General features: G+C 68.6%; 13 protein-coding genes. 4 read left to right on the plus strand and 9 right to left on the minus strand.

Annotated features, from left to right (window positions below):
* Nucleotides 1-27 precede the first annotated feature (27 nt).
* Together AC6I0Y_RS09560 and AC6I0Y_RS09565 are read left to right on the plus strand one after the other, a co-directional pair.
* A complete protein-coding gene (locus AC6I0Y_RS09560; RefSeq protein WP_160707810.1) occupies nucleotides 28-369 on the plus strand; it encodes a 4Fe-4S binding protein in 342 nt (113 codons plus the stop codon).
* A gap of 131 nt (nucleotides 370-500) precedes the next feature.
* Nucleotides 501-749 carry a zinc ribbon domain-containing protein gene (locus AC6I0Y_RS09565; RefSeq protein WP_160707812.1) on the plus strand — a complete coding sequence of 83 codons (249 nt, stop codon included), beginning with the start codon at nucleotides 501-503 and terminating at the stop codon, nucleotides 747-749.
* On the opposite strand, the gene AC6I0Y_RS09570 is transcribed toward AC6I0Y_RS09565, so the two are convergent.
* The gene (locus AC6I0Y_RS09570; RefSeq protein ID WP_160707814.1) at nucleotides 740-1,633 is read right to left on the minus strand and encodes a LysR family transcriptional regulator; all 894 of its coding nucleotides are present in this window, start codon (nucleotides 1,631-1,633) and stop codon (nucleotides 740-742) included. The genes AC6I0Y_RS09565 and AC6I0Y_RS09570 overlap by 10 nt on opposite strands.
* Nucleotides 1,634-1,814: 181 nt before the next feature.
* Between AC6I0Y_RS09570 and AC6I0Y_RS09575 the strand changes: the two genes are divergently transcribed.
* On the plus strand, nucleotides 1,815-3,158 hold the full coding sequence (locus AC6I0Y_RS09575; protein ID WP_497731341.1) for an ATP-binding protein: 1,344 nt from the start codon (nucleotides 1,815-1,817) through the stop codon (nucleotides 3,156-3,158).
* An 87-nt stretch (nucleotides 3,159-3,245) separates the two neighbouring features.
* On the opposite strand, the gene lysS is transcribed toward AC6I0Y_RS09575, so the two are convergent.
* The 3 genes from lysS to tatA form a co-directional block, all read right to left on the minus strand.
* Entirely contained in the window at nucleotides 3,246-5,195 is a 1,950-nt protein-coding gene (gene lysS, locus AC6I0Y_RS09580) for a lysine--tRNA ligase (RefSeq protein WP_497731343.1), read from the minus strand.
* An 8-nt stretch (nucleotides 5,196-5,203) separates the two neighbouring features.
* Nucleotides 5,204-5,674 carry a transcription elongation factor GreA gene (gene greA / locus AC6I0Y_RS09585; protein WP_160707820.1) on the minus strand — a complete coding sequence of 157 codons (471 nt, stop codon included), beginning with the start codon at nucleotides 5,672-5,674 and terminating at the stop codon, nucleotides 5,204-5,206.
* Nucleotides 5,675-5,842: 168 nt separating this feature from the next.
* Complete coding sequence (gene tatA, locus AC6I0Y_RS09590) at nucleotides 5,843-6,100, minus strand: twin-arginine translocase TatA/TatE family subunit (RefSeq protein WP_497731346.1); 258 nt, start codon at nucleotides 6,098-6,100, stop codon at nucleotides 5,843-5,845.
* A gap of 188 nt (nucleotides 6,101-6,288) precedes the next feature.
* Between tatA and AC6I0Y_RS09595 the strand changes: the two genes are divergently transcribed.
* A complete protein-coding gene (locus tag AC6I0Y_RS09595) occupies nucleotides 6,289-7,440 on the plus strand; it encodes an aldo/keto reductase (RefSeq protein WP_497731349.1) in 1,152 nt (383 codons plus the stop codon).
* 444 nt (nucleotides 7,441-7,884) lie between these two features.
* On the opposite strand, the gene AC6I0Y_RS09600 is transcribed toward AC6I0Y_RS09595, so the two are convergent.
* The 5 genes from AC6I0Y_RS09600 to AC6I0Y_RS09620 form a co-directional block, all read right to left on the minus strand.
* Entirely contained in the window at nucleotides 7,885-8,403 is a 519-nt protein-coding gene (locus AC6I0Y_RS09600) for a response regulator transcription factor (protein ID WP_497733669.1), read from the minus strand.
* A gap of 1,123 nt (nucleotides 8,404-9,526) precedes the next feature.
* Nucleotides 9,527-10,567 carry a 4Fe-4S binding protein gene (locus AC6I0Y_RS09605; protein WP_497733671.1) on the minus strand — a complete coding sequence of 347 codons (1,041 nt, stop codon included), beginning with the start codon at nucleotides 10,565-10,567 and terminating at the stop codon, nucleotides 9,527-9,529.
* A gap of 2 nt (nucleotides 10,568-10,569) precedes the next feature.
* Nucleotides 10,570-11,193, minus strand: a complete 624-nt coding sequence (locus AC6I0Y_RS09610) for a 4Fe-4S dicluster domain-containing protein (protein WP_497731352.1) — start codon at nucleotides 11,191-11,193, stop codon at nucleotides 10,570-10,572.
* A gap of 2 nt (nucleotides 11,194-11,195) precedes the next feature.
* Nucleotides 11,196-11,954 (minus strand): TorD/DmsD family molecular chaperone, encoded by a 759-nt coding sequence (locus AC6I0Y_RS09615; protein ID WP_497731355.1) that lies wholly within the window; start codon nucleotides 11,952-11,954, stop codon nucleotides 11,196-11,198.
* 19 nt (nucleotides 11,955-11,973) lie between these two features.
* Nucleotides 11,974-12,786 carry a DmsC/YnfH family molybdoenzyme membrane anchor subunit gene (locus AC6I0Y_RS09620; RefSeq protein WP_497731357.1) on the minus strand — a complete coding sequence of 271 codons (813 nt, stop codon included), beginning with the start codon at nucleotides 12,784-12,786 and terminating at the stop codon, nucleotides 11,974-11,976.
* Nucleotides 12,787-12,800: the final 14 nt, after the last annotated feature.

Genomic DNA, 12,800 nt, shown 5'->3' on the forward strand with positions numbered 1-12,800 from the left:
CAGACGCTGAGCGAGAAGGGACAGAAGATGGAAAACACCCGATACGGCCTGCTGATCGACTACGAGTTCTGCACGGGCTGCCACACCTGCGAGACCGCGTGCAAGGTAGAGCACGGATTCGAGACAGGGCGCTGGGGCATCAAGCTCGCGGAGATCGGCCCGCAGGAGATCGCCCCGCGTAAGTGGGACTGGCACTACCTGCCTACGCCCACCGCGCTCTGCGACCTGTGCGCCGACCGCGTGGCGGAGGGACGCTGGCCCACCTGCGTCCACCATTGTCAGGCGCAGGTCATCGAGTACGGGCCGGTGGAGGAGCTGGCGGCACGCATGGACAAGCAGTTCATGGTGCTCTACACCCCCACCGCCTAGCGCAGCAGCGCCGACGAGCTCTGCCGCGGCGCGGCACCCGGCCGCCCCGGATCAGGCCGCCGCGCCGCGGCACCACACGGCCGCCTTTCCGCATGTGGAAGAGGCGGCGCAACCGAAGAAAGGAGTCCTCCATGTGCTTTAGGCCGGCATCCGTCGACTTGGACAAGACCTGCCCCGCATGCGGCGCCAAGGTGGCGCTGCTCGACAAGACGTGCCCCGAATGCGGGAAGGAGCTTCCCGTCGGGCTGGCGTCATCTGGAGCTGCGGGCGCCCCCGGCGCGCCATCCGCCCCGGGCGCTCCCGCAGCTCCTGGGGCGCCGTCTGCCCCCGGAGCCCCCGCAGCCCCCGGAGCGCCCACGATTCCGCGCGATCAGGCGTAGGGGCCTGCCTCCCGCGTGAGCACCTCGCCGAGCCTGCGAGCCAAGGCGCCCACCTCCCGCGATGACCCCGCCAGGCGCACGACCGATTGGTGCAGCACCTTGGGAAAGTCGACCACCGGAACGGCCTTGATGCGACTCGAGGAGAACTGGCTCGCCGAGGTGCTCGGCAGCAGAAAGGCCCCTGCGTCGTCCTCGATCATTCCGACGATGTAGGAGTGGCTGCGCGGCACGATGGTCAGGCGGGCGCCGGCGCTGCGACAGTACTCCACCTCGCGGGCGCCCGCCAGCGTGTCCGCCTCGAGCGCAAGGAGGTTCTGCCCGGCGAAGTCCGCCGCCGTGAGCCTGTGCTTCCGGGCAAGCGGCGAGCTCGCCGACACGCAGGCGAGCGCCCGCGGCTCCGCGCTCCCAACGGGCTCGGCAACGAACTTCCGGCTGCGCGAGTCGAGCCAGGTCACCGCCACCTCCAGCTCGCTACGGCCCAGACGGCTCAGCGCCGTCTCCGACGAGCAGTCCACGATGCTGATGGCGAACTGGGGATACTCCGCCGAAAGCCCAACGATAGTCGCCAGCGTCTTCGCGCTGAAGAGGAACAGCGGCAGCCCGATGCGCACGACCTTGGGCTCCGGCGCCTTACCCTTAAGCCCCTCCAGCGTGCTGCGCCACAGCGGCTTCAGGACGAAGAGCCGCTCGGCGAGGAAGCGCCCCTCAGGCGTCAGGGTCACGCCCTGGTGGCTGCGCACGAACAGCTGCACGTCGAGCTCGTCCTCAAGCCGATTCATGGCCTCGGTCAGGGCCTGCCGCGACACGTAGTTTTCCTGCGCGGCCTTCGAGATGCTCTGCTTCTCGGACACCGCCAAAAACAGCTCCAGGCTCCGCACATCCACGGCCACCACCCCCTCGGCCCCGATTCTCGCCCAGGGCCGCCCTCGGCAACAGCCCCGCTCCCGTTGTCATCTCTCCTCGCGAGATGACAACGGGAGCGATATGATTGAAAAGTGGACAGGATACCTGTCCATTAATAGAAAAAGTGGTATATTTTCTTGACCACTTATTCTAGGAGCTGTCATGGCCAATCCTGTCATTCTCGAAATCCTACGCGACTTCGACCTGTCCCTCTACGCTCCCCTGCATCAGCGCGCGCTCAGCCTCGGAGAGCCGCTCCCGCCTCGCGCCGGCAATCTCGTGAAAGTGGTGAGCGGCATGCGGCGCAGCGGCAAAAGCTATCGCCTCTTCCAGGAGATGCGCGCCCTTGCAGACGCCGGCATTCCGCAGGATCGCATCTGCTACTTCAACTTCGAAGACGATCGATTGGCGCCCGTAACCCCTCAAACGGGCGATGAGGCGCTCGAGGCTTTCCAAGCCATCCATCCGCACGCCTTCGAGGAAGGCACCTTCCTCTTCTTCGACGAGCTTCAGGAGATGGAAAACTGGGGGCCTTGGCTTCGCCGGATCGTGGATACGCATCGTGCCACCATATACGCGACCGGCTCCTCCTCGAAGATGCTCTCCCGCGAGATTGCCACCGAGTTTAGAGGACGCGCCCTCGAGTTCGAGCTCTTACCCCTATCGTTTGCCGAGTACCTCTCCTTCAACGGCATCTCCGCCCCCGCCGGCGTCGGCTACTCGACTGCTGAGCGTATCGCGCTCGAAGGGGCCCTCGCTGACTACTTGAGACGCGGAGGATTCCCTGCTGCGCAGGAGCTCTCCAACCAAGAAGCCGTGCCTCTCCTCCAATCCTACGTGCAGCGCGTTGTGGCCCGCGACGTGATCGAGCGCCACAACATCGCCAAGCCGCGTGTCGCGACGGCATTCGCCCAGCGGCTGATGGGCCTGAACGGTCGCCAGCTCTCCGTTCGAAAGATTGCCAACGACCTGAAGTCAGCCGGAATATCCACGAGTCGTGAGCTTCTCAGCGACCTGCTCGGATACCTCGAGGACGCCTATCTGCTCTTCGTGGTGAGGGAACGCACCTACAGCCTGGCCGAGTCTACGAACTCCATCCCCAAGGTATACGCGATCGACCCGGGCCTCGCACTCGCCAGCGGACGCGCCAATAGCAACGACGCGGGCCAGCGGCTCGAAGACGCGGTGTACCTGGAGCTGAGGCGCCGGGCGCCGGGCATGCGCAAGGAGGCCATCACCTCGCTGCGAACCTCCGCCCACGGCTATGAGGTCGATTTCGCCTTGGGCGACGCTCTCGACGAGAAGCCGCTGGGCCTCTTCCAGGTCTGCGCGGACGCTCACGATGAGGCCACGCTCAACCGCGAGCTTCGCGCCCTTTGGGAGGCGCTCGACGAGCAGGGGCTGCAAGAAGGCATCCTCATAGCGGGAGATGGCGCCGAGGCCACGCATACGCGCGACGGACGCATCGTTCGTCAAATCCCCGCCTGGCGGTGGTTCCTCGGATAGCGGTTCGCCTGTCGAAGAAAAGAGCGAGGGCCCGTCTGGACAGTCAGTCCAGACGGGCCCTCGCCGTCATGCGTCAGATAGCAGCGCCTAGTACAGCTTGGCGCCAGCGGGGATGCGGTCGTCCACCATGAGAAGGTTGAGGCGCTCCTCGGGCTCGCCGTCAGGCCCGGGCACCTCGTGGACGGCGCTGATGATCATGCCGCAGGAGTCAACGCCCATCATCTTGCGCGGCGGCAGGTTGGTGATGGCGATGAGCGTCTTGCCCACCAGCTCCTCGGGCTCGTAGTAGGCGTGGATGCCCGAGAGGATGGTGCGCTCCTCCCCCGTGCCGTCGTCGAGCGTGAACTGCAGCAGCTTCTTGCTCTTCGGCACCGCCTCGCAGGCGAGCACCTTCACGGCGCGGAAGTCGGACTTGCTGAACGTGTCGAAGTCCACCTCGTCGGCGAACAGGGGCTCGATGACCACGTTGGAGAAGTCGACGGGCTCGGGAGCCGGATCCGTCGCGACCGACGCCGCAGGGGCCGCAGAGCGCGCACCGCCAGCGGGCGTCTCGTCCTTCATGTGCGGGAACAGCAGCACGTCTCGAATGGAGGGCGCGTCGGTCAGCAGCATGACCAGGCGGTCGATGCCCACGCCCACGCCGCCCGCCGGCGGCATGCCGTACTCGAGCGCGCGGATGTAGTCGGCGTCGTAGCCCATGGCCTCGTCGTCGCCGAGATCCTTCGCCTCCACCTGGGCGCGGAAGCGCTCGGCCTGATCCACCGGGTCGTTGAGCTCGGTGAAGGCGTTGGCGTACTCGTGCCCCATGATGAACAGCTCGAAGCGCTGGGTGAGCTCCGGGTTATCCGGGTGCTTCTTCGCCAGCGGCGACACCTCAAGCGGATGGTCGATGACGAACGTGGGCTGGGTCAGCTTCTCCTCAGCCACGGCCTCGAAGATCTCGGCGATGAGCTTGCCCTTGCCCCAGGCGGCCTCGGCGTGCCCGCCGTTGCGCTCCAAGATGCCCACGAGCTCATCGCGGGTGCGCTCGAAGGACACGTCCTCCCCCGCGCCCTCGCTGGCCAGCTCGACCATCGAGGCGCGGCGCCAGGTGCCGTCCAGGTTGACCTCCGTGCCCTGGTAGGTGATGGAAAGGGTGCCGCAGGCCGCCATCGCCGCCGCCTTGATGTAGCCCTCGGTGAGGTCCATCATGCCGTCCAGGTCGGTGAAGGCCTGGTAGGCCTCCATGGTGGTGAACTCGGGGTTGTGGAACGGGTCCATGCCCTCGTTGCGGAACTGGCGGCCGATCTCGAACACCTTCTCGAAGCCGCCCACGAGCAGGCGCTTGAGCGGCAGCTCCGTGGCGATGCGCAGGTAGTAGTCGCGGTCGAGCGCGTTGAAGTGCGTGATGAAGGGCTTGGCGTTGGCGCCGCCGATGATGGCGTGGAGGAACGGCGTCTCCACCTCGTAGAAGCCCTGATCCTCCATGTAGCGGCGAATGGCCGAGACGATCTTGAAGCGCTTCTCGAAAACGGAGCGCACCTCCGGGTTCATCACCAGGTCGACGTAGCGCTGGCGATAGCGCGTCTCCTTGTCCGTCAGGCCGTGGAACTTCTCCGGCAGCGGGCGCAGCGACTTGCTCAGCAGCTCGAAGGAGTCCACGCCTACCGAGAGCTGGCCGCGCTTGGTGCGCATCATGGTGCCGTGGACGCCGATCCAGTCGCCCACGTCCAGGTCGCAGAGGGCCGCGAAGGCGTCCTCGCCCAGCGCGTTGATACGGCAGAACAGCTGGATGTCCTCGCCCGCCTCGCGCAGCTCCAAGAAGGCAATCTTGCCCTGGACGCGCTTGGCCATGACCCGGCCGGCGATGGTAACCTCATCCTCGGTGGAGTCACCGTCGGCCAGGTGGGCCCAGCCCTCGTTGAGCTCGGCCACCGTGTGGCTGCGGTCGAAGGCGCGGCCGTAGGGATCCTGCCCCGCGGCCATGAGGGCCGCGCGCTTGGCGCGACGCACCTCGATGGGGTCGTCTTCGATGATTTCCGTGATCTCTTCAGCCATCGCTTCTCCTAGTGCTCGATCTTGAGGATCTCCATGGTGATGTCCTTGCCGGTGGGGCCGGTGGCCTCGATGGTGTCGCCCTTCTTGTGGCCGAGCAGCGCAGAGCCCACGGGGGACTCGTTGGAGATCTTGCCAGCCGCCACGTCGCTTTCGGCACCGCCGACGATGGTGAAGACGCGCTCGCGGCCGCCCATGTTCACGGTGACGGTGGAGCCGATGTTCACCTTGTTGGAGCGCTTCGGCGTGTTCACGACGGTGGCCTCCGACAGGATGCGGCTGATCTCGGCGATGCGCGCCTCCATCATGCCCTGCTCGTTCTTCGCGTCGTCGTACTCGGAGTTCTCGGAGATGTCGCCGAACTCGCGGGCCACCTTGATGCGCTCGCCGATCTCGGCGCGCTTCTCGGTCTCCAGGTAGTGGAGCTCCTCCTCGAGCTTCTCCTTGCCTTCCTGGGTGAGAATGTAGTTGTTGTCTGCCATGTTCTCCGTCCTTAGGGGTTGGGCACGTCTCCCCGACGTGCACTCGATCGCGCTGCGCCGCGCTGGCGGTTCCGCGCGCTGACACAAGAGGAGCGCACCGCCGTACCTGGCGATGCGCTCGTGAAGCCGGGTGTTGGCGCAGCCGGGATGGCGCGCCGTCCGATGGAGCTACTCGTCGGCCTTCTTGACGACGACCTTCTTCTTGACGGTCTTCTTGGGGGCCTCCTCGGCCACCTCCTCGATGATCTCGTCCTGGTCGACGGCCTCCTCGATCTCCTTCTCGCCGGAGCCGATGCCGTCGCGCAGGTTCTTGACGGTCTTGCCCAGGGCGCTGCCGAGCTTCGGCAGGTTCTTGGGGCCGAAGATGAGCAGGATCACCGCGAGGATGATAAGCAGCTCGGGAACGCCCATTCCCAGAATTTTCATAGGTTCCTCCAAGGGCTTGCGCCCGCCTCGGTGCTGAGGGCGAGACTTCGCCCCTTTTTGCTGGGGGGAAGGGTACCACAACCGCCCGTAAATGGAACGCCCCCGACGAAAACAACACCCCTTGCCCTGGAGTTCACTCGAAGTGGTTCAATGGAGACTTAAGCCGCGCTTCTGAGAGGAGAACCGCCATGGAGTACCGCCCGCTGGGAGCAACCGGCCTCAAGACCAGCGTCATCGGATTCGGCGCCGAGTGGATCGAGGGAATGGACGGCGACGGGGTGCGCGCCCTGGTCGACCGCTGCGTAGGGGCCGGCGTGAACATCGTCGACTGCTGGATGAGCGACCCGGCCGTGCGCTCGGCGCTCGGCGCGGCGCTCGAGCCCACGCGCGAGCGGTGGATCATCCAGGGACACATCGGCTCCACCTGGCAGGACGGCCAGTACGTGCGCACACGCGACCTCGCCCAGGTGCGACCCGCCTTCGAGGACCTGCTCACGCGCCTGCGCACCGACCACGTGGAGCTGGGAATGATCCACTTCGTGGACGACCCGGCGGAGTTCCGCGCCATCATGGCCGGCGAGCACGGCTTCATAGACTACGTGCGCGAGCTCAAGGCCGCGGGAAAGGTCGGGCACGTGGGGCTTTCCACCCATAACCCCGAGGTGGCGCAGCTGGCAGCCGAATGCGGCGAGGTGGAGGTCATCCTGTTCTCGGTGAACCCCGCCTTCGACCTGATGCCGGCCTCCGATGACCTCGACACGCTGTTCGGCGACTACTCCGACGTGACCGGCGACGGCATCGAGCCCGTGCGCGCCCGGCTCTACGCCACCTGCGAGCAACGAGGCGTGGCGATCACCGTGATGAAGGGCTATGCGGGCGGACGGCTGCTCTCGGCCGAGACGTCGCCCTTCGGCGTGGCGCTCACGCCGGCGCAGTGCCTCCACTATGCGCTCACGCGGCCGGCCGTGGCCAGCGTGCTGGCCGGCTACAAGAGCGTCGCGCAGCTGGAGGAGGCGCTCGCCTACTGCGAGGCCAGCGCCGAGGAGCGTGACTACGCGAGCGTGCTGGCCGGCGCACCGCAGCACGCTTGGTACGGCCAGTGCACCTACTGCGGCCACTGCGCGCCCTGTGCCGCGGGCATCAACATCGCGCTGGTCAACAAGTACGCCGACCTGGCCACGCTCCACGACGAGGTGCCGTCCTCCGTCCAGGCCCACTACGAGGCCCTGAGCGCCACGGCCGACTGCTGCACCGGCTGCGGGGCCTGCGAGGCACGCTGCCCCTTCGGCGTGGCCATCGCCGCGCGCATGGAGCAAACCGCCTCGCTGTTCGGCTGCTAGCGACCGCGAACCGCGAGGCAGATGCGGGGGGGGGCGGAACGCGGGGCGGCCCAGGGGGGGGGCGGAACGCGGGCAGATGCGGGGCGGCCGGACTCATGGCGCCCGCGACGAGGGCCCGCGCTCAAGTGGCGCGAAGGAGCCAGAAGAGGGGCGAATCCGCGATTTCTGGCCAATTTCGCCACGGTTTACGCGCCCGGGAGGCCGCTTTCGCCCGAGGGCGCCCCGACGGCAGCGCGCGACCTGGGGAAACGCGGACAGCCGGCACGCCGCGGCCCCGCGCGCGGCGTAAACCGCGGCGTTTTTGGCCAGAAACCCGGATCCGCCCGCCGGGCGGGGTCGCGAACGGGGGGCGCCCCGGACGCAAGAACGCGGGGCGCCCCGGCGCGAATTGCCCACAGGGGAGCGGAAAGGGTGTACACCCGCGCCCGCCGGAGGCAAAGCGGACTAGGCCAGGTCGATCTCGGAATCCATCAGATCGAGCAGCTCCTGGCGAGAGTGGATGTCCGCCTTCACGTAGATGTGGCGAATGTGCGACTTGGCCGTGTTGAACGAGATGGACAGATCCTGCGCGATGTAGTCGATGGACCGCCCCCGCGCCAGCAGGTACAGCACGTCCCGCTCCCGCGGGGAGAGCCCGTAGCGCGCAGCCAAACTGTCGCAGCGCGCGGCATGGAGGCGCCAGACGGCCTCGGCCGCGTCCAGCGCTTCCGACGCGCCCTCCCCGAAAGCGCCCCCTCCCCGCCCATCGGCAGCCACGCTCCCGTCGGCGGCCGGGCCGTCGCCGAGCGCGGCGCTCCCAGGCGCATCTCCCCCGGAAACGTCCTCCCGCACGTCCGGCTCATCCCGGGCGCCCGCAGGCGCCCCCTCGATCCCGTCCGCGCCCGAGCCGACGCGCCGCGCCCCAGCCCGAACACCCGCAAGGCGGGCAGGCTCGACTGGTAGGCGACATAGGCAAGCAGACACCAGATGACCAGGACGAAGCAGTTGTAGGCAATACCCACGAAATAGTTATTGAAGGCACCGTCCTGGTCGAGCAGCGGCGTCACCAGGATGCCGGCAGCCAGGAGAAGAATGGCCGGGTAGTACAGGCAGCTGATGTCGAAGGAGCGACCTAGCAGCCCCACGATGAGGAACACGGCGCCAGCGAACACGGCACTGCCGAACACGATGAGCGACCCCTGCTCATCCAAGGTGGATGCCGGATCGCTCATGATGGAGAAGCCCCGGGCCACGCCCACCACCACGGAAAAGACGACCACCGCCGCCACGAGGCGCACGAAGAACCGCCCGACGCGAGGAGCGGACGCCCCCGGATCCTCCGGCCGCGACCCGCCCTCCGAGAGCTCGGCGCCAGTCATGGTGGTGAGCGCCGCGACCACCGGCAGGCACGCCGTGAACCCCAGGCCCAACGGCTCGGGCAGCCCCACGGCCACGAAGTAGATGAGGCAGGCGAACACGAACGAGGCGGTGCTGTACATGACCACCTCACGCGGCGGCATCTTAGCGTACACGAGGCCGAAGCGCAGCACGATAAGCGAGGTGCCCACGCCCGTGAGGGCGCTCATCGCATAGAGCGGCGCGTTGTCCGCCGCACCCCCTGCGGAGGTGAGGTAGGTCCCCGCCGTGGCCACCGAGGCCAAAAGCGAGAAGGCGAGCACGATCCCCTTGCTCTCCACCAGCCGTCTGACGCGGCTCACAGCGCACGAGAGCACGAGGAGCATCGTCGCCAGGGCCAAGGTCGACGCCAGGTAGGTGGCGAACACCGTGTCGGCCGCCTGCGCCTTGGGAGCGTCGCCGACCATGAGCACGCTCGAGTTGTAGGACACCCAGATCCACGCGTAGTAGATGCCGAAACCCACCAGCTTGAGCGAGGGCCACTGCTTGTCGATGTCGATGCCGAGCCGCGTGGGAGACAGCACGCCGCCCGCCGTCACATCATCGTGGGAGCGGGCAGGAGGATCCTTCGGCGCACCGGTGACGGCGCTGTAGATACGCTGTACTATCTGGGGCATGGCAGCGGTCCTCACCTGATCGGTCGTCGCCTCGTTCAGCTCCCATTGTACTTCCTCCATACGTCCCTTCCCCCCTACAAGCGCCCTCTTCCCCCCGCGCCCTCCAAGACGTCCTCGTCATCGGAGCAGGAGCCCGACTGCCGCCCGGCGCGCTCGGCGACGGCAACGCGCTCCCCGCCATGCTGGCGCACGCCGCGGGGCAGCAGCGGGAACGTGATGGCGTGCACCGGGCACGCCTGCCCGCATTCCCCGCACTTCGTACACTCGTTGAGCGGCGCGGAGTCTTCGGGATGATGCAGGTCGATGCCCTCCGGGCAGGCCGCGGCGCACCGGCCGCAGCCGCTCGCGCCGTTGCAGGCCACGCATGCGCCCGCGTCCACGGATGGCCGGAACGTGCGGTTCAGGCGCGATGCGAGCGATAGGAGCGCCCCCAGGGGGCAGAAGCGATGGCACCACTTGCGCAGCACCAGCACCTCCACCACCAGGATGAGGGGAAACACCACCAGGGAAAGCGTCGTCTCGTTGAACTGGAGCAGGCGCCACAGCCCGATGAACGTGGCGATGGAAAGCCCCACAGGGCAGATCAGGCAGAACACGGGGAACCCGAAGGCCGCCGTGGTGAGCACGGTGGCGCCGAGCACCCAGTTGCGCGAGTCGCCCACGCCACCCCGGTCGGCGGGCGCCACGTCGAGCGCAGCCGCCGGATCGGCGCCACGCGCCACGGCGGGCGCGCCGGACGCGCTGGCCGCGGGAGCGGACTCGCCAGCCGCAGACGCGAGGGCGTCGGACGCGGAATCGCCAGCCGCAGACGCATCGTCCGTCGGGCGCCGGCGGCCGAAGACGCGCTGGATCAGCGGCACCGGGCAGGCCCAGGCGCAGAACGCCCGGCCGACGAGCACCGTGATCAGGAGCGCGATGCCGAGCCCCAGGAGCAGCGGCGGCACCACCGTCTTAGAGGCGATGGCGGCCTCGACCGCTCCCAGCGGGCAGAGCGCCGCCACGTCGGGCAGGCCCCAGGCGGACGGCGTGCCCGTTCCGGTGTGCAGGGCCAGGCCAACGCCCACCAGCCCCAAGACCCCGCATGCCGCGAGCGTCCGGGCCGTCGACATCCTCATCTTCACCGAACTCCCTCCCCTACGCCTGATGCGGCCTCAGGCGCCGCCGCGTCCAGCGGCTCCACCCTGATGCCACGGCGCGTGCCGCCGGCAAAGGCGCCGTAGACCAGGGCCGTGCACTCCAGCTCGCAACGCCCACAGCCGTTGCAGGCCGTCGCGTCCACCACCGGATGCCCGCCCGCGTTGAAGGAGAGCGCGCCGAAGCCGCAGGAGTCCTGGCAGCTCGTGCACGTCTGAAGGTACGACAGGCAGCGATCGGGCTGGACCACGGCCACGCCCAGCTTGTCCACGGCGGGGTCGAAGGCCCCGAGCGCGCCAGTGGGACACGCCGCCTGGCACTTCCCGCAGAAGTCGCACCAGCCGCGATGGAAGTCCATCACCGGCGTCCGCGCGCGGAGAAGGCCGTCCTCGACCTGCGCCAGGCCCACGGCCCCGGTAGGACACGCGCTGCGGCACCGGTCGCACTTGAGGCACGCGCCGAGGAGCGCGGCCTCGTCCTGCCCGCCGGGAGGGCGCAGCAGGTCTCCCTGGCCGGCGAAGGCCGCCCCGACGCCGCCCACGCCCGCGCAGGCGGCCGTGGCGGCGCACAGGCCGAGAAACGCCCGGCGGGTAAGCGCGGCGCCCATGGCTAGGCGTCCGCCTCGGCCGTATCCGCCTCGGCGGCGCGCCAAGGCGGCAGCACCTCGTCCACCGCCTCGCCCAGCCCCAGCGCCTGGGCCTGCTCGGCGACGAAGGCTTCCTCGGCAGCCAGGTATCCCCTGGTCACGAGCGCCACGCCGCGGTAGAACGCCGTCTGGGCGTGCTCCTCTACCGCATCGCACAGCGCCGGCAGCCAGTTGGCCTGGTGGTACGTGAAGAAGCTGCGCTGGAGGTCGGCCAGCTCGGCGGCGCGAGCCGCCTCCCCCGCCTCCAGCGCCTCGGCCATGCGCTCGGCCAGCAGGGCGGCAAACTGAAGCTCGAAGCCCAGGTGATCCTCGGGCGTCGTGTTGTCAGCCGGCAGCTCAAGCCCCTCGGCCCGGTAGTAGGCCAGGGCGCCGTCGCGCGCGTCCTGCATGAGGATGCGCTCCTCGCTCGTGAACACCGACTCGTAGGGCGGCGCCATGATCTTGTCATAGGTGCCGGCGCCAAGAAACACGTGGGCGTAGTCCACGGCCAGGGCCTGCGGCGTCGCGCGATCGCGGTGCCGCAGGTACTCGCGGATGATGCCAAGGCCGCGGGCCACATCCGACCCGTCGTCCTCGACGGTCACCCCGGCCAGGGCCTCCACCTGATCGGCGGTGAGCTCGTAGAGGTAGAGGCTGGCCAGGAAGCGGTCGAACTCGGCGCGGGAGGCGTTGGCCTGCCGCAGGTCGGCGGCCAGCTCGGAGTCGATGATGGCATCTCGCATGGTTGCTCCTTCGGGATTGCTAGATAGTCGCGCCAAACAGGCTCATGAGGGTAACGCTCGCCAGCCACATGAGCACGCGGAAGGCGACCGAGCCGATGAGGGCGCCCGCCGCGGCCACCACAGCCAGCTGCAGGGCGCTCTCCGGCTTCTTCATGCCCACGAATCCGCAGGCGGCCGGCACGACCCCGCCGCACAGGACGACCCCGACCCAGAAGGTGAGGGCCTCAGCGCCCAGGGCAGCGCCGGAGACGAGCCCGAAGGCGAGGGACAGCACCAGGGCGGCCGCGCCGCCGGCGACGGTCTCCTGCGCCGCGAAGGCGAGGGCCGGGGACTCCTCCTTCAGCGCCGCGCACAGGACGTACCACAGCGCCGTGCCGGTGGCGGCGGCGGTGCCCAGGTAGCCCAGGGGCAGCGTGACGGTGTTCCACGCCAGCTGGGAGGCCATCATGTAGGACGAGCCGCAGGAGTAGCTGAACACGACGGCCATGACCACCGCAGCCACGCCAAGCGCCTTGCGGGCCGCCTCCGACCCCTCGCGCTTGACGAGGGCGAGAAGCACCACGGCGACGATCACGTCGATGCCGAGGAGCAGGGCCTCCAGGAAGATGCCCGGGGCCGGATGCGCCAGCACCGCCATGATGCGGTCGACGTGGGTCAGGTGCGTGGCCGAGGCCAGGCCGCCCGCCACGATGAGCACGATGGCCACCACGATGGCGGGGACGGACGCCTTCTTGGTCAGCCCGCGGAAGGCGTCAATCCCCGCGCAGGCGAGCAGCCACGCGCCCGCGCCTGACAGGCAGGTGAAAAGAACCAGGGACCATTGGATCTCCACGTTGGTCTCCTCTC

The sequence above is a fragment of the Adlercreutzia sp. St.1H8 genome (assembly GCF_059728655.1).